The following is a 24,685-nucleotide window of genomic DNA, read 5'->3' on the forward strand; positions in this document are numbered from 1 at the left end:
GGTCCCGCCCCGCACCCCGGTCCTCCCTGGCCGGCGCCGACGGCTCCCGGCTAGGCCGTCCCGGCGGGCACCTTCTCCGGCTCCGGCTCCGTCTCCGGCCTCGGCTCCGACTCCGGCTTCCGCTCTGCCACCGGCGGCAGGGACTCCCCCTCGCTCAGTCCGAACCTCTCGTGCAGTCTGCGCAGCGGGCCCGGCGCCCACCATGTGGCCTTCCCCGTCAGCTTCATGACCGCCGGGACGAGGAGGCTGCGCACGACCATGGCGTCCATCAGCACCGCCAGCGCGATCCCGAGCCCCAGCATCTTGGTGTTGGTCACCCGCGAGGACCCGATGGCCACCATCACCACGGCCAGGATCACGGCCGCTGCGGTGATCAGCCCGCCAGTCCGGGCCAGTCCGGTGCGCACGGCCCCCTCGTGGTCCCCGGTCCGGTCGTACTCCTCCTTGATCCGGGATATGAGGAACACCCCGTAGTCCATGGAGAGTCCGAAGGCGATGCAGAACATCAGGACCGGCAGCGTGGTCTCGATGTCGCCGGTGGAGGTGAAGGAGAGCAGTCCGGAGAGGTTGCCCTCCTGGAAGACCCACACCACCGCACCGAACATCGCCGTCAGGCTCAGGGCGTTGAGCAGGACGGCCTGGAGCGGTATGAGCAGGCTCCCGGTGAGCAGGAACACCAGCAGCAGCGTGGCGAGCACCACCACGGCCAGCGACACGGGCAGCTTCTCGCCGATCGCCTTCTGTGCGTCGACGAGCACCGCCGCCTCTCCGGTGACGGAGGTCCGGAAGTCCGCGTCCACCGCGCGCACCTCGCCGACCAGGTCCTGGGCCTGCTGCCCGACCGCCTCACCCTCGGTGGTGACCGAGAAGTAGGCGTACCGCGACGGGTCCGCGGAGCTCACCGGCCCCTCGACCCGGACCACCCCGGGCAGCTGGGCCAGGCCTGCCCGGTAGGCGACGAGCTCGGCGGGCCCGGCCGCGTCCTCGGCGAGGACGGTGAGCGTTCCGCCGGGGCTGCCCGGGAAGGCGTCCCGTATCTGCTGCTGGACCACGTGCGACTCCGCGGTCTTCGGCAGCTGCCGGTCGTCCACCGTGCCGAACTTCACGCCGAGGAAGGGCAGTCCGAGGAGCAGCAGTCCCGCCGTCGTGGCCACCGCGAAGACGGGAGCCCGGCGCATCACCAGGAGAGCCACTCGGGCCCAGCCGCGCCCCGGTTCGGCCGAGACCCCGGCCGGCCGGCCGCGCCGCCACAGCCGGCGCAGGTCCAGGGAGTTGACCCGCTCGCCGAGGAGCACCAGGGCCGCCGGAAGCAGGATCAGCGCGGCCCCCGCGGCGAGCAGGACCACCGCCACCCCGGCGTAGGCGAAGGAGCGCAGGAAGTACATCGGGAAGAACAGCATCGCCGAGAGCGAGACGGCGACGGTCAGTGCCGAGAACAGGACCGTGCGCCCGGCGGTGCGCAGGGTGGCCCCGACGGCGGCCACCGGGTCCCGTCCGGCGGCGAGTTCCTCGCGGTACCGGCGGACGATGAACAGGGCGTAGTCGATGGCGAGCCCGAGTCCGAGCGCGGTGGTCAGGTTCTGGGCGAAGACGGAGACGTCGGTGAACTCGGTGAGGCCGCGCAGCACCGCATTGGTGCCGAGGATGGCCACGATGCCGACGCCGAGGGGCAGCAGGGCGGCGACGGCGCTGCCGAAGACGAGGATGAGCAGGACGAGGGTGACCGGCAGGGCGATCATCTCGGCGCGCAGCAGGTCCTCCTGGATGGTGGCGGTCACCTCGCGCTGGACCGCGACCGGCCCGCCGAAGGAGACGCGCACCGGGCCGTGCTCGCCCCGGTAGTGCGGGACGATCCGGTCCAGCACCGTGGTGGTGGTCTTCTCGTCGCCCAGGATCCGGGCGGCTATGAGGGCCTGCCGGCCGTCCTCGGAGCGCAGGGCGGGCAGCTGCGTGCGCCAGTACGAGCCGACGCCGACGACTCCCTTCTCGGCGGCGAGCTGCGCGGTCAGCCGCTCCGCCTCGGCCGCGACGGCGGGATCGTCCACGCCGCCGCTTCCCGGGCCGGCATCGACGAGCAGCAGCAGATTGGGCTGGGAGGCCGGGAACTCGCGCTCCAGGGCCTTGGCGGCGTAGGTGGACTGGGCGCCCGGGTCCTCCCAGCCGCCGCTGCCCATCCGTTCGGCGGCGCCGCCGCCCGCGAACACGGCCAGGGCCGTGACCACCAGGGCGAGCAGCAGCGAGAGCCGCGGCCGGGCCGTGACGAACCGGGTCCACCTGCCGCCCTCCCCGGACGACGGCGGATTCTTGACTTCGGACATGGCTCGGTGTCCCCTTCACCGTGATTGCCAGGCCAAATAGACTGGCAAACACGAGCAGTCGCTCGCGTTTTTCCAGAATGCGAGCGACCACTCGCGTTTGTCAATCGCCCACGGGAAGCAAGGGATGGGAATGCCGGGGACACCGAAGGGCAAAACAACCGAAAACGGTGAAACCGCTGCGCCGCGCCGCCGCCAGGCGCGGGGCGAGCGCCGGGTCTCCCAGCTCCTGGCCGCCGCCGCCGGGGTGTTCTGCCGTACCGGCTACGCCGCGGCCAGCACCAACGCCATCGCCCGCGAGGCCGGCGTGTCACCGGGCACGCTCTACCAGTTCTTCCCGAACAAGGAGGCCATCGCGGTCGAGCTCGGCGGGCAGCTGCTCCAGCAGGCCCACGAGATGCACGGACAGGCCTTCCTGCCCGAGAACCTCCAGCGCCCCCTGCCCGAGCTGCTGGACGCCGTCCTGGACCCGGTCATCGCCTTCAACTGCGAGAATCCGGCCTTCTGGGCGCTCATGCACGGATCCGGCATCCCCGGCGCCATCGACCAGGAGCACCAGCAGCTGCACACCAACCTGCTCGGCCGGGTCGAGGGCGTGCTGCACACCTTCTGCCCGGAGGCCGGGCCCGCCGAGCTCACCCGCACCTCGAACATGATCCTGGGCATCTTCAAGTCCTCGCTGGACCTGATCCTGGCCCACGAGGGCGCCGAGCGGGAGGCGTACATCGCGGAGCTGAAGACCGTCCTGCTGCGCTACCTCGAGCCGATGATCACCGCGCCCCACTCCGACTGACCGCCCGACTGACCGCCCGACAGACCCCGGCAGACCCCCGGCGCCCCGCGGCCCGGGCGCGGTCGCGCGCGTCCGGGCCGCGCGAGGCTTCCCGGGTGACCCACATCCGCCATGTGCGTACTTTCCAGCCAGAGTGGCCAGTTTTCTGCGCGCGAGCGAAAGACTGGACCCCGAGGCTCGCTTTCATACCCCCCAGGGGTATAGTCTCGGAGAGTCGGGAGGACGGTGGAGTCGTCGGCCACCTCCTCCCGGTGACCGGACACGCCCCTGAAGAGGAGAACGACATGACCGCCGAGACGGACACCCAGACCACCACCGTCTACCGGGTGACCGGCATGACCTGCGGCCACTGCGAGGGCGCGGTGACCAACGAGATCTCCGCCCTGGCGGGCGTCAGCACGGTCAAGGCCGTCGCCGCGACCGGCGAGGTCACCGTGGTCTCCGCCGCACCGCTCGCGGACGAGGACGTCCGCGCCGCCGTCGACGAGGCCGGCTACGAGTTCGCCGGCCGGGTCTGAGCGGCGCCCGCTCCCCTCGGCAGCACCCGCGGCAGCCCGCACCACCCCAGCACCCGCGGTACCCCGCCGGGCCGTGCCGGCCAGCTCATACTGGACCCGTACGGCCCGGCCCTCCCCCTGGAGCCGGAACATGAGCAGCACAGTGCACGACGGACCGATAACGGCGGTCGAACTCTCGATCGGCGGGATGACCTGCGCCTCCTGCGCGGCCCGCATCGAGAAGAAGCTCAACCGGATGGACGGCGTCGAGGCCACGGTGAACTACGCCACCGAGAAGGCCCACGTCTCCTACGCCGGTGACGTGCAGGTCTCGGACCTGATCGCGACCGTCGTCAAGACCGGCTACACCGCCGAGGAGCCACCGCCGCCCGCCCTTGCCCCTGCCCCTGCCCCCACGGAGGACGAGGCCCCGGCGGCGGCGCCGGCCGAGGCGCGGGCCGAGGCCCCCGACGCGGCGCTGTCCGCGCTGCGCCAGCGGCTGCTGGTCTCCGCCGCGCTCGCCCTGCCCGTCGTGCTGCTCGCGATGGTTCCGGCCCTCCAGTTCGACAACTGGCAGTGGCTCTCCCTGACCCTCGCCGCCCCCGTCGTCGTCTGGGGCGGCCTCCCCTTCCACAAGGCCGCCTGGACCAACGCCCGGCACGGCGCCGCCACCATGGACACCCTGGTCTCCGTCGGCACGCTGGCCGCCTTCACCTGGTCGCTGTGGGCCCTGTTCTTCGGCCACGCGGGCATGCCCGGCATGCGGCACGGCTTCGCCCTCTTCACCGTTCAGGGGGGCGGCGTCGCGCGGACGGACGGGTCCACCGCCATCTACCTGGAAGTCGCGGCGGGCGTCGTCGCGTTCATCCTGCTCGGCCGCTACCTGGAGGCCCGTTCCAAGCGGAAGGCGGGCGCGGCCCTCAAGGCCCTGCTGGAGCTCGGCGCCAAGGACGTCACCGTCCTGCGCGCGGGCCGGGAGGTCCGCGTCCCGGTGGGCTCGCTCGCGGTCGGCGACCGGTTCGTCGTCCGCCCCGGCGAGAAGATCGCCACCGACGGCACGGTCGTCGAGGGCAGTTCCGCCGTGGACGCCTCCATGCTGACCGGCGAGTCCGTCCCGGTGGAGGTGTCCGTCGGCGACTCCGTCACCGGAGCCACCGTCAACGCCTCCGGGCGGCTGGTCGTCGAGGCGACCCGGGTCGGGGCCGACACCCAACTGGCCCGGATGGCCCGGCTGGTGGAGGAGGCCCAGACCGGCAAGGCCGAGGTGCAGCGCCTCGCCGACCGGATCTCCGGGGTCTTCGTGCCCGTCGTCCTGCTGCTCGCGCTCGGCACCTGGGTCAGCTGGCTGCTGGTCACCGACGACCCCACCGCCGCCTTCACCGCCGCCGTGGCCGTCCTGATCATCGCCTGCCCGTGCGCCCTGGGCCTGGCCACCCCGACCGCGCTGATGGTCGGCACCGGGCGGGGCGCGCAGCTCGGCATCCTGATCAAGGGGCCCGAGGTGCTGGAGTCCACCCGCCGCGTGGACACCGTGGTCCTGGACAAGACCGGCACCGTCACCACCGGCCGGATGACCCTCACCGGCGTCCACCCCGCCGAGGGCGTCGACGAGCGCGAACTCCTGCGCCTGGCCGGGTCCCTGGAGCACGCCTCGGAGCACCCGATCGCCCGCGCCGTCGCCACCGCCGCGGCCGAGAGGGCCGGCGCCCTGCCGGTCCCGGAGGGCTTCGAGAACCTCGCCGGCCTCGGCGTCCAGGGCGTCGTCGACGGACACGCCGTACTGGTGGGCCGCGCACAGCTGCTCACCGACCGGTCGATCACCCTGCCGGCCGGGCTCTGCGCGGCCAGGGCGGCCGCCGAGGCCGAGGGCAGCACCGCCGTCCTGGTGGCCTGGGACGGGGCGGCGCGCGGGGTGCTGACCGTGGCCGACGCCGTCAAGGAGACCAGCGCCGAGGCGGTCGCCCGGCTGCGGGCGCTGGGCCTCACCCCGGTACTGCTGACCGGCGACAACAAGGCCGTCGCCGAGACGGTGGCCCGCGAGGTGGGCATCGACGAGGTGATCGCCGAGGTGCTTCCGCAGGACAAGGTGGACGTCGTACGCCGCCTGCAGGCGCAGGGACGTACGGTCGCCATGGTCGGCGACGGGGTCAACGACGCGGCCGCGCTGGCCCAGGCGGACCTGGGGCTGGCCATGGGCACCGGCACCGACGCGGCCATCGAGGCCGGGGACCTGACCCTCGTACGGGGCGACCTGCGGGTGGCGGCGGACGCGATCCGGCTCTCGCGCCGGACCCTGGCCACCATCAAGGGCAACCTGTTCTGGGCCTTCGGCTACAACGTGGCGGCCCTGCCGCTGGCGGCCGCCGGCCTGCTCAACCCGATGATCGCGGGGGCCGCGATGGCCTTCTCCTCGGTCTTCGTGGTGACCAACAGCCTCCGGTTGCGCTCCTTCCGCTAGTGGATCTCCTCCCCACCACGCACACAGTTCCTTCACGGGAGACGCAGATCACAGTGACCGCAACGTAACCATCCGGGGTCGTCACGGGTCTAATGGGGCGGTGCAAAGAACGTCTTGGGGGACGTTCGACGGAAGCCCTGGGGGACTTCCGTGGCATCAGCCGGCCGGGACGCGTGCCCGCGGGAGGCTTTGAGCGGCCCTCCCGATCCGAACGGGTCCCGGCACACTGACGCCCCGACTCGGGTCCCGTGGGGGGAATCCGTTTCGGGGAAAGGAAAGCGCCCCGACCGCCGACCCGTGGGGGGATCGACGGCGGGGCGCTTTTCGTATGCCTGGGGGTACCTGCGTGGTACCTGCGGTGCTGCCCGCGCGGCCGCCCGCCGCGCGGTGGAGAGCCTCGGGTCAGCGGGACTCGGTCAGCGGGCCTCGGTCAGCGGGACTCGACCGGCACGAAGTCGCGCAGGACCTCGCCCGTGTAGATCTGGCGCGGGCGACCGATGCGGGAACCCGGCTCCTTGATCATCTCGTGCCACTGCGCGATCCAGCCGGGGAGCCGGCCGATCGCGAAGAGCACGGTGAACATCTCGGTCGGGAAGCCCATGGCCCGGTAGATCAGACCGGTGTAGAAGTCCACGTTCGGGTAGAGGTTGCGCGAGACGAAGTACTCGTCGGCCAGCGCGTGCTCTTCCAGCTTGAGCGCGATGTCCAGCAGCTCGTCGCTCTTGCCGAGCGCCGAGAGGACGTCGTGCGCAGCCGCCTTGATGATCTTCGCCCGGGGGTCGAAGCTCTTGTAGACGCGGTGCCCGAAGCCCATCAGGCGGACGCCGTCCTCCTTGTTCTTCACCTTGCGGATGAAGGCGTCGACGTCGCCGCCGTCGTTCTTGATGCCTTCCAGCATCTCGAGGACGGACTGGTTGGCGCCACCGTGCAGCGGGCCCCACAGGGCCGAGATGCCGGCGGAGATCGAGGCGAACATGTTCGCCTGCGAGGAGCCGACCAGACGCACGGTGGAGGTGGAGCAGTTCTGCTCGTGGTCCGCGTGCAGGATCAGCAGCTTGTCGAGCGCCGAGACCACGACCGGGTCCAGGTCGTACTCCTGGGCCGGGACGGAGAAGGTCATGCGCAGGAAGTTCTCGACGTAGCCGAGGTCGTTGCGCGGGTAGACCACCGGGTGGCCGACCGACTTCTTGTACGCGTAGGCGGCGATCGTCGGGAGCTTGGCCAGCAGCCGGATCGTCGAGAGGTGGCGCTGCTTCTCGTCGAACGGGTTGTGGCTGTCCTGGTAGAACGTCGACAGCGCGCTGACCACGGAGGACAGCATCGCCATCGGGTGCGCGTCACGCGGGAAGCCGTCGTAGAAGCGCTTCACGTCCTCGTGCAGCAGCGTGTGCTGGGTGATCTCGTTGCGGAACGACGCGAGCTGGTCGACGGTCGGCAGCTCACCGTTGATCAGCAGGTACGCGACCTCGATGAAGGTCGAACGCTCGGCCAGCTGCTCGATCGGGTAGCCGCGGTAGCGCAGGATGCCCTGCTCACCGTCGAGGTAGGTGATCGCGGACTTGTAGGCCGCGGTGTTGCCGTAGCCACTGTCCAAGGTGACGAGCCCGGTCTGGGCCCGCAGCTTCGAGATGTCGAAGCCCTGGTCACCGACGGTGCTCTCGACCACCGGGTAGGTGTATTCACCGTCCGCGTACCGGAGTACTACAGAGTTGTCGCTCACGTCATCCCTCACCGACGTAGTGCCTCTTCTTCGAGGTGCCCTGACTGCCTCTACCTTCCCCCATTTGGCGCAGGAGAGTGCACTCGGGGTCGGCGTTTGGTGCTTTAGACGGCACTGAGTGCCGTCAAGCTGCTCATCCTGCCCCCTCCGCACCGGTGGCGGAACCCCAAATGATCGATCATCTAGGTGATGTTTCCCACCGGTATCCGGCCGGACAGCCTGGGTGCCACCGCCGTGTACCTCCTGCCTGCGGAAACGGTACGCACCGCCTGGCCGAGGGCCTTGCGGGACCCGACGAGGACGACCAGTTTCTTCGCCCTGGTCACCGCCGTGTAGAGCAAGTTGCGCTGGAGCATCATCCAAGCCCCGGTCGTGACCGGGATCACCACCGCGGGATATTCACTCCCTTGGGAGCGGTGGATGGTGACGGCGTACGCGTGGGCCAGCTCGTCGAGCTCGGCGAACTCGTACCCGATCTCCTCGTCCTCCTCCGTACGCACCGTCAGGCGCTGTTCGTCCAGGTCGAGCCCGGTGACCACGCCGACCGTGCCGTTGAAGACGCCGTTCGCCCCCTTCTCGTAGTTGTTCCGGACCTGGGTCACCTTGTCTCCCACCCGGAAGACCCGGCCGCCGAACCGCTTCTCCGGCAGGTCGGGCCGGGCCGGCGTCATCGCCTGCTGCAGCAGCCCGTTGAGGTTTCCGGCGCCGGCCGGGCCCCGGTGCATGGGCGCGAGCACCTGGACGTCCCGCCGGGGGTCGAGCCCGAACCTGGCCGGAATCCTGCGCGCCGCCACGTCCACGGCGAGCACCCCGGCCGCCTCGGTATCCTCCTCCGCGAAGAGGAAGAAGTCCGGCAGCCCGTCCGTGATCGGCGGCACCCCGGTGTTGATCCGGTGGGCGTTCGTGACCACGCCGGACTGCTGGGCCTGCCGGAAGATCCGGGTGAGGCGGACCGCGGGCACCGGACCGCCCTCGGCCAGCAGGTCGCGCAGCACCTCCCCGGCCCCGACCGAGGGCAGCTGGTCCACATCGCCGACCAGCAACAGGTGCGCCCCCGGCGCCACGGCCTTGACCAGCTTGTTGGCCAGCAGCAGGTCCAGCATCGAGGCCTCGTCGACCACGACCAGGTCCGCGTCCAGCGGCCGGTCCCGGTCGTACGCCGCGTCCCCGCCCGGCTTGAGCTCCAGCAGCCGGTGCACCGTGGAGGCCTCGGCCCCGGTCAGCTCGGACAGCCGCTTCGCCGCCCGGCCGGTGGGTGCGGCCAGCACCACCTTGGCCTTCTTGGCCCGGGCCAGCTCGACGATCGAGCGCACCGTGAAGGACTTCCCGCAGCCCGGCCCGCCCGTGAGGACGGCGACCCGGCGGGTCAGCGCCAGCTTGACCGCGTCCCGCTGCTCGGGGGCGAGCGTGGCCCCCGTCCGCCCGGCGAGCCAGCCCAGGGCCTTCTCCCAGTCCACGTCCCGGAACGCCGGCATCCGGTCGTCCTCGGCGTTCAGGAGCCGGCGCACCTGCCCCACCAGCGACAGCTCGGCGCGGTGGAAGGGCACCAGGTACACGGCGGTCAGCGGGTCCGGCCCGCCCTGCGGATCGGGTACGGGCTCCCGTACGACGCCTTCCGGATCGGCGGCGAGCTCGGCCAGGCAGTCGATCACAAGGCCGGTGTCCACCTGGAGCAGCTTGACCCCGTCGGCGATGAGCCGCTCCTCGGGCAGGAAGCAGTGCCCCTGGTCGGTGGACTGGGACAGGGCGTACTGGAGGCCGGCCTTCACCCGCTCGGGGCTGTCGTGCGGGATGCCGACGGCCTGGGCGATCCGGTCGGCGGTGAGGAAGCCGATGCCCCAGATGTCGGCGGCGAGCCGGTAGGGCTGGTTCTTCACCACCGAGATGGAGGCGTCCCCGTACTTCTTGTAGATGCGGACCGCGATGGAGGTGGAGACGCCGACGCCCTGGAGGAAGACCATGACCTCCTTGATGGCCTTCTGCTCCTCCCAGGCGGCGCCGATCAGCTTCGTCCGCTTGGGGCCGAGCCCGGGCACCTCGATCAGCCGCTTCGGTTCGGCCTCGATGACGTCGAGGGTGTCGGTGCCGAAGTGCTCCACGATCCGGTCGGCGATCTTCGGGCCGATGCCCTTGATCAGGCCGGAGCCCAGGTAGCGGCGGATGCCCTGGATGGTCGCCGGGAGCACGGTCCTGTAGTTCTCCACGGCGAACTGCTTGCCGTACTGCGGGTGGGAGCCCCAGCGGCCCTCCATGCGCAGCGACTCGCCGGGCTGCGCGCCCAGCAGCGAGCCGACCACGGTGAGCAGGTCACCGCTGCCCCGGCCGGTGTCGACGCGGGCGACCGTGTACCCGCTCTCCTCGTTGGCATAGGTGATGCGCTCGAGCACCCCCTCGACCACCGCCAGTTGCACCGCACCGTTCGCCGCCATGACCCGAAGCTACCGGGTGGCGCCGACAGCGCGTCATGCCTGTGGACAGCGCGAAGGGGGTCCCGCCTCGCGGCCGGACCCCCTCACGGTTACCCCTCCCGTGTCGGACTTCCCGATCCCCCCAGATCCCTCCCCGGAAGTGCCGACGCAACATACGACCCGCAATACCCCCGCAGGGTTGCATCCGGAACCACAGCTTTACTTTTCCGTTACCGGACGCCCACTCAAGGTGCCATCGAATCACCGCAGAAGTGGCGTTTCCGGCATGAGCGAATCCTCCTCCAGGACGCCTCAGGCAAGCGGCGACGGGCCTCGGGCGCCCCGGCCTCGGGCGCGGCCCCCGGCACCTCCCCGGCCGCGGCGGACGCGGCGGTCTGGGCGACCTCCTGGGCCAGATCCTCGGCGGCGGCGAGAAGTAACCCGTTCGAGGGCCCGCGGCCATCCGGGCCGCCTAGAGTTGGCCCCATGGCTGAGAACGTGCGGCTGCGGGACCCGGAACCGGGCGACCTGGGCTGGATCGTGCAGCGCCACGGCGCGCTGTACGCCGCCGAGTACGGCTGGAACAGCGACTTCGAGGGCCTGGTCGCCCGGATCGTCGCGGACTTCGCCCAGGACCACGACCCCTACCTGGAGCGGGTGTGGATCGCCGAGCTGGACGGCCGCCCGGTCGGCTCGGTGATGTGCGTGCGCGAGGACGGCGCACCCGGCACCGCCCGCCTCCGCCTGCTCCTGGTCGACCAGGAGGGACGCGGCCGCGGCATCGGCACCCTGCTGGTCGACACCGTCGTCGCCTTCGCCCGCTCGGTCGGCTACCGCGAGCTGGTCCTGTGGACCAACGACGTGCTCACCGACGCCCGCGAGCTCTACCTGAAGGCAGGTTTCACCCTGATCGCGGAGCGGCCGCACCGCTCGTACGGAGTGAGCCTGACGGGGCAGGACTGGCGACTGCCCCTGCAGGAGGGCTCCCCGCGCTGACGCCCGAACCGACCCCCGTACGGTTCGAAGCGCGCGCGGGGGCGAGCGAGGTGAGCGCGACCCCGCCGACCAGGAGCACGGCCGCCAGCCAGCGCAGACCCGAGACGGACTCCCCCAGCACCAGGGCCGCCGAGGACATCCCGAACACCGGCACGAGCAGCGAGAACGGCGCCACCGACGAGGCCGGGTACCGGCGCAGCAGATAGCCCCAGGCGCCGAAACCGAAGACGGTGGACACCCACGCCACGTACCCGATGACGCCCACCCCGGACCAGTCCAGCCCCCGCAGCGCGGCCAGGTCCCGCTCGGGCCCCTCGAACACCAGCGACAGCGCGAACAGCGGCAGCACCGGCACCGTGCACACCCACACCATGAAGTTCAGGGCGTCGGGCGGCGAGGCCTTGCGGGTCAGCACGTTGGACACGCCCCAGCAGGCGGCGGCCGCGACGACCAGCGCGAAGCCGAGCACCGGCCCACCGGCGCCCCCGTCCGCAGCGGCCACCGCGATCCCGGCGAGCGCGACGCCCATGCCGAGCACCCGCACCCGGCCGGGCCGTTCGCGCAGGACCACCGCCGCCAGCACGGCGGTGAAGACGGCCTGGACCTGCAGCACCAGCGAGGACAGCCCGGCGGGCATCCCGGCCGCCATGCCGGTGAAGAGCAGCCCGAACTTCGCGATACCGAGGGCCATCCCGACCCCGAGGATCCACTTCCAGGCGACCTTGGGGGGCCCGACGAAGAACACGGCGGGCAGAGCGGCGACCAGGAACCGCAAGGCGGACAACAACAAGGGCGGAAAATGCCCGAGCCCGATCTCGATGACGACGAAATTGAACCCCCAGACGGCGGCGACGAGCACGGCGAGTGTGGTGTGTACGGGACGCATGGTCCGAGCATCGACCCCCGGATCATGTAGCACCAGCGCGAATCCCTTCCGCACTCGATGAAGCATTGCTTACGATAGAGACATGCTCGATCTCGCCCGGCTGCGCGCCCTGCACGCCGTCTCCGTCCACGGCTCGGTCGCGGGCGCGGCGGCCGCCCTCGGCTACACCCCCTCGGCGGTCTCGCAGCAGATCTCCAAGCTGGAGCGCGAGACCCGCACCACCCTGCTGGAGCGGCGCGGGCGCGGGGTCGCGCTCACCGAGGAGGCCCGCCATCTGGCCGACACCGCGCAGCAGTTGCTGGCGATCGTGGAACGGGCCGAGACCACCCTGGAGGAGCGGCGCGGGCAGCCGAGCGGGCTGCTGACGGTGGCCGCGTTCGCCTCGGCGGCGCGCGGGCTGATGCCGGGCGTACTGGCCGATCTGGCCCGCCGCCACCCGGCCCTCGAGGTGCGCCTCACGGAGGTGGACCCGCACCTGTCCGTCGACCTGGTGGCACGAGGCGTCACCGATCTGGCGGTGGCCCACGACTGGGACATCGCCCCGCTGCCCGCTCCCGAGGGGATCGAGCAGGCGGTGATCGGCGACGACCTCTGCGACCTGGTCGTCCCGGCCGGCCACCCGTTCACCACGCGTCGGACCATCCGGCGCAGCGACCTCGGCGGCGAGCGCTGGGTCTGCCAGCCGCCCGGCCGCGTCTGCCACGACTGGCTGGTACGGACCCTGCGGACGGCCGGGTTCGAGCCCGACATCGCGCACGTGGCCGAGGAGAACCACACCATCGTCGCCCTGGTCGCGGCCGGTCTCGGGGTCGCCGTCGTACCCCGCCTCGGCACCGGACAGCTCCCGCCGGGCGCGGTCGCGGTGCCCCTGGAGCCGGGCCCCGTACGCCGCCTGTACGCCCTGTGGCGCACCGGCGCCGCCCGCCGCCCCGCCATCACCGAGGCCGTGAAAACCCTCCAGTCCCACTGGCCGGCGTAAAGCCCCCACGGGAGCGGGACCGCACCGGGCCGTCCCCTCGTGAACTCCGCCGGCGACGGCGACAACCGGTCGTACTTGCCCAACACGCCCCCGCACAGCCGCCCCCGCCCGGAGGGCAACGGGTAGGGTCCGCCCCGTGCCGCCCCACGCCTCCCGCCGGACCCTGCTCACCGCAGCCGCCATGGTCGCCGTCACCGCCGCGGGGGCCGCCTCCGCCGCGCTCGGCACGCACAGCACCCCCGACGACCCGCAGTCCCCCGAGGGCCCGCCGGGCGGCCGGCCCGACCGCGCCCGCCTGGCCCGCTTCGTGGACCGGATGAGCCTCGACGAGAAGGTCGGGCAGCTCTTCGTCTCGCGGGCGTACGGCCATGCGGCGACCGACCCCGACCCCGCGGACGCCGAGCAGAACCAGACGCTGTTCGGGGTGCGCACCGCCGCCGAGCTGGTCTCCCGCTACCACCTCGGCGGGATCGTCTACTTCTCCTGGGCCCACAACACCCGCACCCCGCACCAGATCGCCGCGCTCTCGGTCGGCCTCCAGCAGGCCGCGCTCACCTCCGGCGCCCGGATCCCGCTGCTGCTCTCCACCGACCAGGAGCACGGCGCCGTCGCCCGGATCGGCGCCCCCGCGACGCTGCTCCCGGGGGCGATGGCGCTGGGCGCGGGCGGCTCCACCGCCGACGCCCTGCGGGCCGCGCGCGTCGCGGGCGCCGAGCTGGCCGCCCTGGGCATCCGGCAGGACTACGCGCCGGTGGCCGACGTCAACGTCAACCCGGCCAATCCGGTGATCGGCGTACGGTCCTTCGGCTCCGACCCGCACGCCGTGGCGGCCCTGGTGGCCGCCCAGGTGCGCGGTTACCAGGGCGCCGGAGTGGCCGCCACCGCGAAGCACTTCCCGGGCCACGGGGACACCGAGACCGACAGCCACGTCGGCCTGCCGGTGATGCGGCACACCCGCGCCGTCTGGGAGGAGCTGGACGAGCCGCCGTTCCGGGCCGCGGTGAAGGCGGGCGTGGACGCGGTCATGACGGCGCACATCGTCTTCCCCGCGCTCGACCCGTCGGGGGACCCGGCGACCCTCTCCCGGCCGATCGTCACGGGCATCCTGCGCGAACGCCTCGGCTTCCAGGGGGTGGTGGTCACCGACGCCCTCGACATGGCCGGGGTCCGCCAGAAGTACGGGGACGACCGCGTGCCCGTCCTGGCCCTGCTGGCGGGCTGCGACCAGCTGCTGAACCCGCCGGACCTGGGGCTCGCGTACCGCAGTGTGCTGGCGGCCGTCGAGGCGGGCGAGCTGACGGAGGCCCGGATCGACGAGTCGGTGCTGCGGATCCTGGAACTGAAGTCCCGACGGGGGCTGTTCGACGAGGCCTACACGACGACCGGGGCGGTGGACGCCACCGTCGGCATCCGCAGGCACCGGGACGCCGCCGACGAGATCGCGGCGGGCACGACGACCCTGCTGGCCAATCCCCGCGGGCTGGTGCCGATCGATGCGACCTCCGGACCCCGGCTGCTGGTCACGGGGACGGACCCGGCCTCCCCCACGGGTACCACGGGTCCCCCCACGGCCGTACTGGCGCGGGAGCTGACCGCCCTGGGCTGCCGGGCCACGGCGGTGCCGCCCGCCCGTGCGGTGGCCGCGGCGGCCGGTCACGCGGCGGTGCTGGTGTGCACGTACAACGTCCCGGAGGAGGACAATCCCCAACGCCGGCTGGTGACGGACCTGATCGCGTCCGGAGTCCCGGTGATCCTGCTGGCGGTCCGCAATCCGTACGACCCGGCCCGGCTGCCGGCCTGCGCGGCGGAGCTGGCGACGTACTCCTGGACGGACGTGGAGATGCGGGCGGCGGCCCGGGTGCTCACCGGGGCGGTCCGGCCCGCCGGCCGCCTCCCGGTCCCGGTGCCGGGCCGCTACCCGCTGGGCCACGGGCTGACGCGCTAGTTCCCGGCGTCAGCCCGCGGCACGGGCCCGGGGGCACGCGACCGTACCCCCGGCCCGGTCACGGCCGCAGCTGCGGCTCGCGCTCCAGGTCCTGCTGGTCGAGCTGCGCGTCGGCGGCCGCCAGCGGCGCCGCCTTCGACTCGTCGGCGATCGTGGCGGCCGGAGCCACCCCGGCCCACTGCAGGATCTTCGCGGTCGCGAGGGCCTTCTCGCCGTCCTGGAGCTTCGCGACGTTGGCCCCGTGGTTGGCGCCCGGCGCGATCATGACGTGGCTGTCGCGCACCCCGTACCCGAGGTGGAACGGCTCGGCGCCCCACGGGTCGTTCTGGCCGTACACGAAGAGCATCTGGTCGGCGTTGTTGCGCACCCACTTGTCCACGTCCGCCATGGCCCCCTGCTGGAAGGTCATGGGGATGTCCCGGGGCACGAAGTTGCGCGGCGGCTGGTAGCCGTAGCGGCTCAGGTTGCCCAGGTGCGGCTGCTTGATGTCCGGGGAGCCGAGCTGCGTGCCCGCCTGGTAGTAGTACGGCGTGTACGTCTCCAGGCCCTGGTCGGCGTAGGCGGAGAAGCCGGAGATCGCGTCGATGGTGTCCCAGATCTCCTGGTCGCTGGCGGTGGCGGCCGTCGGGACGGAGGCGCAGTCGGCGAGCAGGCTGTACTGCCAGAAGGCCCACACGTAGTCGAGGACGACGGCCTCGTAGGCCTTGTCGAGGTTGCCGACGGTGGTGAAGGTCCAGCCGTTCTCGGCCGCGGCCACGGCGTACTTGGCCTCCAGCGGCTCGCGGCGCACGAGCGCCTCGCGCTGCACCGCGTTCAGCTTGTCGCGGCACTCCTTGGTGCCGACCTTGGCGAAGAACCGGTCGTAGGCCGAGTCCTCCTTGTTGACGACGTCGTTCGGCGCGACGTACGCGACGACGCCGTCCATGTCGCGGGGGTAGAAACGCTCGTAGTAGGTCGCCGTCATGCCGCCCTTGCTGCCGCCCGTGGCCAGCCAGTTCTTCTTGTAGATCTTCTTCAGGGCGGTGAAGACGCGGTGCTGGTCACTGGCGGCCTGCCAGATGTCCAGGTTCGCCCAGTTGGCCGGGTCGGGCCGGGAAGGCGTGAAGAATCGATACTCCAGGGACACCTGGTTGCCGTCGACGATGGTCGTCGGCTCACTGCGGCGCGGGCTGGTGCTGACGTTGTAGCCGGAGGTGAAGAACACCGACGGCCGCGAGACGTCCTTGTGCAGAAGGGTCAGGCGCTGCTTGAAGGTGCCCTTCCACGGCTGCCGGTGGTCCACCGGCTGCTCGTAGTTCAGTACGAAGAAGCGGTAGCCGGGGTACGGCTTCTCCTCGATCAGGCTCATCCCGGGTATGCCGAGGATCTGGTCCTTGATGTCCGTGGCGGCCGACGGTTCCGCGGCTGTGGCCGCTTGCGCCGTGGAGCCGGCCGCGCCCACGGTGCCGATGAGCACCACGAGCGACAGCAGCCATCCGAGCGTCTTGCGCATTCACCCTCCCCTGAGTTCACTTCGGTCGCCGTGAACCTAGCCGGGGCAACACACCGGTGAACAGACCTAGTTGGGTCGTGACCTCAGCACAGGATCCAGCCGGAGGTGGCCGATCCGGCACCCACGCTGCCCCTTACGTACACGCAGCGGGTGATCGCGCCGACGGTGACGGGCCCGGCGTGACGGGTGAATCGCCCGGCTTCCCGGACGGGTGCCCCGCCGCGGGGCTGGATGCTCACCGCCATCTGCCGCCGCTCCCCGGGAACGCGGGCCACGGTCACCGCGCAGGCCTGGTTGCGGCTCTTGTAGACGCGCAACTCGCCCGTGTCGAAGGACACCGTCCTGGCCAGCCGGCCCCCGCAGCCGCCGGCCGCCGCCTGCGCGGGCGGCGCCGTGAACAGTCCGCCGGCACAGAGCCACAGCACCGTCGCGAAGACCCCCAGGGACGCGACCCTGCGGGCCCGTCTCCTCCATCCCTGCAACAACCTGTCCCCCGATCGGTCGTACGCACGGCACACGTACGCACGTACGACGCCCGAACCCCGCGGAAGGTTGCGGCGAGCAAGGACCTGGCGCGTCACACCGGACCACGGCGCGGCGGGCCGCGCCGGCCGCCCGTCCCTCGTACGAGTGCATCCACAACTCCCCAGTGCGAGAAGCGGAGTTCACGATCGATCGGGAGATTACGCTAGGTGATCACCACCCCCGCTCGCCGTAGCCGTGAAAGGCACCGCCATGACCGACGACCTGCTCGACCGCAAGCTGGAGCGCGCCTTCACGCACCTGGACGCCGACGGGAGCGGGGTGATCGACGCCGACGACATCTTCGCGCTCGGATCCCGGCTGCTGGCCGCCCTCGACGAGCCGGCCACCTCGCCCAAGGCCGATCTGGTGATGGGCGGTCTGGCCGACTTCTGGCAGGACCTGTTCACTGAGCTGGACGTCGACCGGGACGGCAAGGTCACGCCGGAGGAGTACAAGCGGGGCATGACACGGCTGTACGCGCAGGGCGGGGACGCCTACGACCGGTCGTTCCGGCCGATGGTGCAGGCGCTCCTGACGATCGTCGACGCCGACGGCGACGGGGTCATCAGCCCGGAGGAGTTCCACAGGGCGCAGGGCGCCTTCGACACGAAGCTGAGCCCCGCCGACGCCGACGCGCTGTTCCGGCGGATCGACGCGGACGGGGACGGCACCCTGACGGTGGAAGAGCTCCTCCGCGCGGTACGCGAGTACTACACCGGCACCGACGAGGACGCCCCGGGCAACCTGCTCTTCGGCGAACTCTGAGGTCCCCGCGGCCCCTCAGGCCACGGCGCGCTCGTCCTCCCCGACGAAGGTGCGCCACAGCTTGGCGTACCGGCCGCCGTGCGCCAGGAGTTCGGCGTGGGTGCCGTCCTCCACGACCCGGCCGCGGTCCATGACCACGACCCGGTCGGCGCGCGCGGCGGTGGTCAGCCGGTGCGCCACCACCAGGGTGGTGCGCTTGCCGGCGAGCCGGTCCGTCGCCTGGTTGACCTGGGCCTCGGTGGCCAGGTCCAGGGCGGCGGTGGCCTCGTCGAGCAGCAGCACGTCCGGGTCGACGAGTTCGGCCCGGGCCAGCGCTATCAGCTGGCGCTGGCCGGCGGAGAGGTTGCGGCCGCGCTCGGCGACGGTGTGCAGGTAGCCGCCCTCGAGGGTGGCTACCATGTCGTGCGCGCCGACCGCGCGGGCGGCGGCCTCCACCTCGGCGTCGCTCGCCTCGGGCCGCCCGTAGGCGATGGCGTCGCGGACGGTCCCCGGGAAGAGGTAGGACTCCTGGGGGACGACGCCCAGGCGGTGCCGGTACGCCGTCAGGTCGAGCTCCCGCAGGTCGGCGCCGTCGGCGGTGATCCGGCCGGAGGTCGGATCGTAGAACCGGGCCACCATCTTGACCAGCGTGGACTTGCCGGCTCCGGTCTCGCCGACGAAGGCGACGGTCTGCCCGGCGGGTATCCGCAGGCTGATCCCGGCCAGCGCCTCCCCCTTCTCGCCGCGCTCCTCCGCCGTCCCGTACTGGAAGCGGACGTCCTCGAAGGCGATCTCCCCGCGCAGCTCCGGCACCTGCCGGGGCTCTTCGGGGAGCGGGGTGGTGGTGGGCTCGCGCAGCAGCCCCTGGATGCGGCCCAGGGAGACGGTGGCCTGCTGGTAGCCGTCGAAGACCTGGGAGAGCTGCTGGACGGGCGCGAAGAAGAGGTCGATGTAGAGCAGGTACGCGACGAGCGCGCCGGTGGTGAGCGTGCCGGCCTCCACCCGCCCCGCACCGACGATCAGCACGGCGGCCGCGGCGCCCGAGGACAGCAGCTGGACGAAGGGGAAGTATACGGATATCAGCCACTGGCCGCGGACCCGGGCCTCGCGGTACGAGTCGCTGCGCTCGGCGAAGCGGGTGGCGCCGGAGCCCTCGCGGCGGAAGGCCTGGACGATGCGCAGGCCCGAGACGGACTCCTGGAGGTCGGCGTTGACCAGGCTGACCCGGTCGCGGGCGAGCTCGTAGGCGGCGACGGACTTGCGGCGGAACACGATCGTGCCGACGACGAGGACGGGCAGGGTCGCGAAGACGATCAGTGCGAGCTCGACGTCGAGGACGAGCAGGGCGACCAGGATGCCGAAGAAGGTGAAGACGGAGACCACGGCGGTGACGAGCCCGGTCTGCAGGAACGAGCTGAGCGAGTCCACGTCGGTGGTCATCCGGGTCATGATCTTGCCGGTCAGCTCGCGCTCGTAGTAGTCGAGGCCGAGGCGCTGGAGCTGCGCGAAGATCTTGACACGCAGGGCGTACAGGACGCGCTCGCCGGTACGGCCCGTCATCCGGGTCTCGGCGAACTGCGCTGCCCACTGCGCGACGACGACGGCGAGGGCGAGCCCGGCGGCCACCCAGACGGCGCCGAGCGCGGCCTGCTCCACGCCCTGGTCGATGCCGTGCCGGATCAGGATCGGCAGCAGCAGTCCGGCGCCGGCGTCCACGGCGACGAGGCCGAGGCTGATGGCGAGGGGCGCCCAGAAGCCGCGGAGCAGGCGGCGCAGGCCGTAGCTCTCCTCGGCGGCCACGGCGCGGGTCTCGTCCACCTCGGGTCCGTCGGTGGCGGGCGGCAGCGCTGCCACCTGCGCCAGCAGTTCGGGCGTCGCCGGCATGCCGGCGACGGCCCCGGCCATGGAGTGACCGGCTCCGGGGGCGGCGTTCGCGGCCGCGGGGGCCTGCCCGGTCTGCTCGTCCCGGCGCCGCCAGAGCTCGGGGGTGATCCCGGCCGCGACTCGGCGCTTGGCGTTGACCGGCTCGGAGTCGATCTCGGCTTCGAGCTCGATGTCCCGTTCGAGCTTGCGGTCGAGCTCGCGCTCGAACTCCGTCATCGGGGGGGCTTCCGGGGTCCGCGGCGAGCCGGCGCCGAGCGCGTCGGGGTCGGTGAGCAGCCGGCGGTAGAGCGCCGACCTGCTCTCCAGCTCCTCGTGCGTCCCGATGTCGGCGAGTCGCCCGCGGTCGAGTACGGCGATCCGGTCGGCCAGCGCGAGCGTGGAGCGGCGGTGGGCGATCAGCAGGGTGGTCCGGCCGGCCATGACGGAGCGCAGGGCCTCGTGGATCTCGTGCTCGACGCGGGCGTCGACGGCGGAGGTGGCGTCGTCGAGGAGGAGCAGCCGGGGGTCGGTGAGGATGGCCCGGGCGAGGGCGATGCGCTGGCGCTGGCCGCCGGAGAGGGTGAGCCCCTGCTCCCCGACCGTGGTGTCGTACCCGGCGGGCAGCGCCCGGATGAAGCCTTCGGCCTGGGCGGCGCGGGCGGCTGCCTCGATCTGCGCGTCGGTGGCGCCGGGGTGCCCGTAGGCGATGTTGGAGCGGATGGTGTCGGAGAAGAGGAAGGAATCCTCCGGGACGAGTCCGATCGCGGCGCGCAGGGAGGCGTAGGTCAGCTCGCGGACGTCGTGGCCGCCGACGCGGACCGCGCCGCCGTCGGTGTCGTAGAACCGCGGCAGCAGCAGCGAGACGGTGGACTTCCCGCTGCCCGAGGCTCCGACGACGGCGACGGTCTCGCCCTCCGCGACGGAGAGCGAGAACCCGTCGAGCACGGGCCGCTCGGGGGTGTAGCCGAAGCGGACGTCGTCGAACTCGACGGTGGCGGGCGCGTCGGCGGGCAGCTCGTGCGTGCCCTCCTGGATGGAGGGCTCGGTGTCGATGAGCTCGAAGACCCGCTCGACGCCGGCGCGGGCCTGCTGGCCGACGGTGAGGACCATGGCGAGCATGCGGACCGGGCCGACGAGCTGGGCCAGGTAGGTGGAGAAGGCGACGAAGGTGCCGAGGGTGACCTGCCCCTCGGTGGCCATCCAGCCGCCGAGGGCCAGCATGGCGACCTGGGCGAGGGCGGGTACGGCCTGGAGCGCGGGGGTGTAGCGGGAGTTGAGGCGGATGGTGCGCATCCGGCCGGCGAACAGCCGGCGGCTCGCCGCACGCAGCTTGCCGGTCTCCTGCTCCTCCTGGCCGAAGCCCTTGACGACGCGGACGCCGGTCACGGCCCCGTCGACGACGGTGGCGACGGCTGCGGCCTGGCCCTGGGCCCACCAGGTGGCGGGGAAGAGCTTCTTGCGGCTGCGCTTGGCGATGAACCAGAGGGCGGGGGCCATCAGCAGCGCGACGACGGTCAGCAGCGGGGAGAGCCAGAGCATGACGCCGAGGGATATCCCGAAGAGCAGGAAGTTCCCGATGGTCATGGGCAGCATGAAGAGCAGGCCCTGGATCAGCTGGAGGTCGGTGGTGGCCCGCCCGACGACCTGCCCGGTGGACAGCTCGTCCTGGCGGCGCCCATCGAGGCGGGCGATGGTGGCGTACATGTCGGTGCGCAGGTCGTGCTGCACGTCGAGGGCGAGCCGCCCGCCGTAGTACCGGCGTATGTAGGTGAGCACGTAGACGAGCAGGGCGGCGGCTATGAGCAGCCCGGCCCAGGGCCCCATGGACTTGCTCCGGTCCCCGATGACGTCGTCGATGATCACCCTGGTGACCAGCGGTACGAGCGCCATGACGGCCATGCCGGCCAGCGAGGAGCCGAGTGCGAGCAGCACGTTGAGCCTGTACCGCCAGGTGTAGGCCGCCAGCCGCTTGCCCCAGCCCTGTTTCTCCCCAGCCGCCGTCACGTGGTGCCTCCCCGTTAGTCCTGTCCTGCCGGAAGCGGCAACGCCCCGACCGGCGGATTTCATCCCGCCGCAACAATTCGAACGTGTACGCCGGGCGGCTCCGGCGCACGCGGGGAGCGCCCGTACGGGGGCCGGGCGGGTCACCGCACGCGCTGGATCGCGGTGCGCCCGCGGGGCGGTCCCAGGTTCAGCCGGGCGGCGCGGCCGTCCGGGCCGGGGCCGGAGACGGGGCGGCGTCCCCGCAGCCGTCCTAGACGTGCGTCGGGGCGAACATCTTGAGGAGCGCCGGGAGGACGACGACCGAGGGGCCCGGGGTGGCGAGGGCCTTCTTGAGGTCGGCGGTCAGGGATTCCGGGGTGGTCGTGGTCGCCGGGACGTCGAAGGACGCCGCCAGGGCGGCGAAGTCGGGGCGGGTGAGTTCCGTGGCGGTGGCGCTGCCGAAGGACTGGGTCATGTACTCGCGCAGGATGCCGTAGCCGCCGTCGTCCACGATCAGCCAGGTGACGTCGAGGTCGTGCTGGCGGGCCGTGGCCAGATCCGCGATCGAGTACATCGCACCGCCGTCGCCGGAGACCGCCAGGACGGGAGTGCCCGGTTCCGCGACGCAGGCGCCCAGGGCGGCCGGGAAGGCGTAGCCGAGGCCGCCCGCGCCCTGGGCCGAGTGCATGGTGTTCGGGTGCTTCGCGTCGAAGGCGGACCAGGCCCAGTAGGACAGGATCGTCATGTCCCAGAAGGACGGGGAGCGCGGGGGCAGGGCGGAGCGGATCGAGGTCAGGAGCGAGCGCTCCAGGGCGACGTCCTGGGTGGCGAGGCGGGCCTCGATGTCGTCGAGGACCAGGCGGACGCGCTCCGGGGCGGCGGGGTCCTCGCGCTCGGCGACCGTCTCCAGCAGGGCCTGGAGGGCCAGGCGGGCGTCCGCGTGGATGCCGAGGGCCTGGTGGTTGGACTCCAGCTTGCCGAGGTCCGCGTCGATCTGGACGACCCGGCCCGTGGGGAAGAACGTGTGGTAGTTCGAGGAGAGTTCCCCGAGGCCCGAGCCGACGACCAGCAGGACGTCCGCGTCCTCCAGGAAGTCCGTCATGTGGCGGTCCTCCAGCCAGGACTGGAGGGAGAGCGGGTGGGTCCACGGGAAGGCGCCCTTGCCGCCGAAGGTGGTGACCACCGGGGCGTCCAGGCGTTCCGCCAGCTGCTTGAGCTTGCCGGCGGCGTCGGAGCGGACGACCCCGCCGCCCGCGATGATCACGGGGCGCTCGGCCGAGGAGAGCCAGTGCGCGGCCACGGCGGTGAGTTCCGGTCGGGGGGCGAGCTCGTGCGGGGTCGCGTCCATGCCCGTGACCTGGGGAACGAACGTCTCTGCGCGCAGGACGTCCTCCGGGATCTCCACCCAGACCGGGCCGTGCGGAGCCGTCAGCGCCGACTCCCAGGCCTCCGCGACGACGGAGGGGATCTGGGACGGGGTGCGGGCGACGTGGACCGACTTCACCACGTCCCGGAAGGACGCCGACTGGTCGCGCAGCTCGTGCAGGTGACCGCGCCGGCCCCCGCCCAGACCCGCGACGGGGACCTGCGAGGAGATGGCGAGCACCGGGGCCGAGGCCGCGGCCGCCTCCGCGAGCGCGGGCAGGGCCATGAGCGCGCCCGGGCCGGTGGAGAGGAGGAGGGGGACCGCCTCACCCGTGATGCGGCCGTAGGCGTCGGCGGCGAAGCCCGCGTTGTTCTCCGTACGGAGGCCGACGAGGCGCAGGTCGGAGCGCCCCACCGCGTCGAAGAGGCCGAGGGCGTGCTGCCCCGGCAGCCCGAAGACGGTGGTGGCGCCCAGCGAACGCAGCGTTTCCACGACCAGGTCCCCGCCCGTCCGCCCCGGCGGCGGGGCCAGGGCGGCGGCCGTCTGGGCCTCGGTGGGACGGAGTACCAGGTCGTGGTCGTGCGTCACGTGCGCTTACTCGCCCTTCGGGTTCGCCTTCGCCGCCGCGATCTGACGGCTCATGATCGTGGTCAGCTCGTACGCGGTGTGCGAGGCCGCGACCGAGGTGATCTCCGCGTGATCGTACGCCGGGGCCACCTCGACGACGTCCGCCGAAACCAGGTTGCAGGAGGACAGGCCGCGGATGATCTCCAGCAGCTCGCGGGAGGTCATGCCGCCCGCCTCGGGGGTGCCGGTGCCGGGCGCGTGCGCCGGGTCCAGCACGTCGATGTCGATCGAGATGTAGAGCGGGCGGTCGCCGATGCGCTGGCGCAGCTGGTCGGCGATCTCGTCGGCGCCGCGGCGGTAGACGTCCGCCGAGGTGACGATGCCGAAGCCCATCTTGGCGTCGTCGTCCAGGTCCTGCTTGCCGTACAGGGGGCCGCGCGTGCCGACGTGCGAGAGCGCCTCGGTGTCGAGGATTCCCTCCTCCACCGCCCGGCGGAACGGCGTGCCGTGCGTGTACTCGGCGCCGAAGTACGTGTCCCAGGTGTCCAGGTGCGCGTCGAAGTGGAGCAGGGCCACCGGGCCGTGCTTCTTCGCGACCGAGCGGAGCAGCGGGAGGGCGATGGTGTGGTCGCCGCCGAGGGTCATCAGGCGGGAGCCGGCGGAGAGCAGCTCGTCGGCCGCGGCCTCGACCGTCTCCACGGCCTCGTTGATGTTGAAGGGGTTCACGGCGATGTCGCCGGCGTCCGCGACCTGCGCGAGGGCGAAGGGGGAGGCGTCCTGCGCCGGGTTGTACGGGCGCAGCAGGCGGGAGGCCTCGCGGATGGCGTTGCCGCCGAAGCGGGCGCCGGGGCGGTAGGAGACGCCGGAGTCGAAGGGCACGCCGACGACGGCGACGTCGGCGGAGCCGACCTCGTCGAGGCGGGGCAGCCGGGCGAAGGTCGCCGGGCCCGCGTAGCGCGGGATGCGGGAGGAGTCGACGGGGCCGCGCGGCTGCGTGCTCATGGGGGGGGTGCCCTTCTGGAGGTCCTACAAGTGCGGTGCTTCGAGCGTAAGGCGGCCCCCACCGGGCGCGAAGTGTACGTACCATCCATAGGACACCCCTGATCTGTACGGAGTATCCATGGAGGCCCCGCCCACCACGCCGCCCC

16 protein-coding genes are annotated in these 24,685 nt (G+C 72.3%); 7 read left to right on the forward strand and 9 right to left on the reverse strand.

Features of this window, described 5'->3' with window-relative positions:
• Positions 1–50 precede the first annotated feature (50 nt).
• Positions 51–2,318, reverse strand: a complete 2,268-nt coding sequence (locus tag PV721_RS14630; protein WP_319724099.1) for an MMPL family transporter — start codon at positions 2,316–2,318, stop codon at positions 51–53.
• A gap of 130 nt (positions 2,319–2,448) precedes the next feature.
• Between PV721_RS14630 and PV721_RS14635 the strand changes: the two genes are divergently transcribed.
• From PV721_RS14635 to PV721_RS14645, 3 genes are all read left to right on the forward strand, one after another.
• A complete protein-coding gene (locus PV721_RS14635; protein ID WP_319724101.1) occupies positions 2,449–3,108 on the forward strand; it encodes a TetR/AcrR family transcriptional regulator in 660 nt (219 codons plus the stop codon).
• A gap of 284 nt (positions 3,109–3,392) precedes the next feature.
• A complete protein-coding gene (locus PV721_RS14640) occupies positions 3,393–3,626 on the forward strand; it encodes a heavy-metal-associated domain-containing protein (protein ID WP_319724103.1) in 234 nt (77 codons plus the stop codon).
• A gap of 130 nt (positions 3,627–3,756) precedes the next feature.
• Positions 3,757–6,063 (forward strand): heavy metal translocating P-type ATPase, encoded by a 2,307-nt coding sequence (locus PV721_RS14645; protein ID WP_319724104.1) that lies wholly within the window; start codon positions 3,757–3,759, stop codon positions 6,061–6,063.
• 430 nt (positions 6,064–6,493) lie between these two features.
• On the opposite strand, the gene PV721_RS14650 is transcribed toward PV721_RS14645, so the two are convergent.
• Positions 6,494–7,783, reverse strand: coding sequence for a citrate synthase (locus tag PV721_RS14650; protein ID WP_267718657.1), 1,290 nt, complete (start codon positions 7,781–7,783; stop codon positions 6,494–6,496).
• Positions 7,784–7,965: 182 nt separating this feature from the next.
• Entirely contained in the window at positions 7,966–10,212 is a 2,247-nt protein-coding gene (locus PV721_RS14655; RefSeq protein ID WP_319724109.1) for an ATP-dependent RecD-like DNA helicase, read from the reverse strand.
• Between the two features lie 234 nt (positions 10,213–10,446).
• Here PV721_RS14655 and PV721_RS14660 point away from each other — a divergent pair, with 234 nt between their 5' ends.
• Positions 10,447–11,187 carry a GNAT family N-acetyltransferase gene (locus tag PV721_RS14660; protein WP_416371102.1) on the forward strand — a complete coding sequence of 247 codons (741 nt, stop codon included), beginning with the start codon at positions 10,447–10,449 and terminating at the stop codon, positions 11,185–11,187.
• Here PV721_RS14660 and PV721_RS14665 read toward each other — a convergent pair.
• Complete coding sequence (locus PV721_RS14665; protein WP_319724111.1) at positions 11,093–12,073, reverse strand: EamA family transporter; 981 nt, start codon at positions 12,071–12,073, stop codon at positions 11,093–11,095. The genes PV721_RS14660 and PV721_RS14665 overlap by 95 nt on opposite strands.
• An 82-nt stretch (positions 12,074–12,155) precedes the next feature.
• Here PV721_RS14665 and PV721_RS14670 point away from each other — a divergent pair, with 82 nt between their 5' ends.
• A complete protein-coding gene (locus PV721_RS14670) occupies positions 12,156–13,052 on the forward strand; it encodes a LysR family transcriptional regulator (protein ID WP_319724113.1) in 897 nt (298 codons plus the stop codon).
• Positions 13,053–13,188: 136 nt separating this feature from the next.
• Entirely contained in the window at positions 13,189–14,997 is a 1,809-nt protein-coding gene (locus tag PV721_RS14675) for a glycoside hydrolase family 3 N-terminal domain-containing protein (protein ID WP_416371098.1), read from the forward strand.
• A gap of 58 nt (positions 14,998–15,055) precedes the next feature.
• On the opposite strand, the gene PV721_RS14680 is transcribed toward PV721_RS14675, so the two are convergent.
• Both PV721_RS14680 and PV721_RS14685 read right to left on the reverse strand, forming a co-directional pair.
• Positions 15,056–16,489 carry a S28 family serine protease gene (locus tag PV721_RS14680; protein WP_319724120.1) on the reverse strand — a complete coding sequence of 478 codons (1,434 nt, stop codon included), beginning with the start codon at positions 16,487–16,489 and terminating at the stop codon, positions 15,056–15,058.
• Between the two features lie 83 nt (positions 16,490–16,572).
• Entirely contained in the window at positions 16,573–16,974 is a 402-nt protein-coding gene (locus PV721_RS14685) for a hypothetical protein (RefSeq protein WP_416371099.1), read from the reverse strand.
• Positions 16,975–17,224: 250 nt separating this feature from the next.
• Between PV721_RS14685 and PV721_RS14690 the strand changes: the two genes are divergently transcribed.
• On the forward strand, positions 17,225–17,779 hold the full coding sequence (locus PV721_RS14690; RefSeq protein WP_319724122.1) for an EF-hand domain-containing protein: 555 nt from the start codon (positions 17,225–17,227) through the stop codon (positions 17,777–17,779).
• A gap of 15 nt (positions 17,780–17,794) precedes the next feature.
• Here the strand turns inward: PV721_RS14690 and PV721_RS14695 are convergent, their stop codons facing one another.
• The 3 genes from PV721_RS14695 to speB all read right to left on the reverse strand — a co-directional run bounded on the left by PV721_RS14695 (position 17,795) and on the right by speB (position 24,539).
• Entirely contained in the window at positions 17,795–21,688 is a 3,894-nt protein-coding gene (locus tag PV721_RS14695; RefSeq protein WP_416371100.1) for an ABC transporter ATP-binding protein, read from the reverse strand.
• Between the two features lie 187 nt (positions 21,689–21,875).
• Positions 21,876–23,558, reverse strand: a complete 1,683-nt coding sequence (locus PV721_RS14700) for a thiamine pyrophosphate-binding protein (protein ID WP_319724126.1) — start codon at positions 23,556–23,558, stop codon at positions 21,876–21,878.
• 6 nt (positions 23,559–23,564) lie between these two features.
• A complete protein-coding gene (speB, locus tag PV721_RS14705) occupies positions 23,565–24,539 on the reverse strand; it encodes an agmatinase (protein WP_319724128.1) in 975 nt (324 codons plus the stop codon).
• Between the last annotated feature and the right edge of the window lie 146 nt (positions 24,540–24,685).

It is taken from the genome of Streptomyces sp. MB09-01, from assembly GCF_033794505.1.
Taxonomy (GTDB): Bacteria; Actinomycetota; Actinomycetes; order Streptomycetales; family Streptomycetaceae; genus Streptomyces.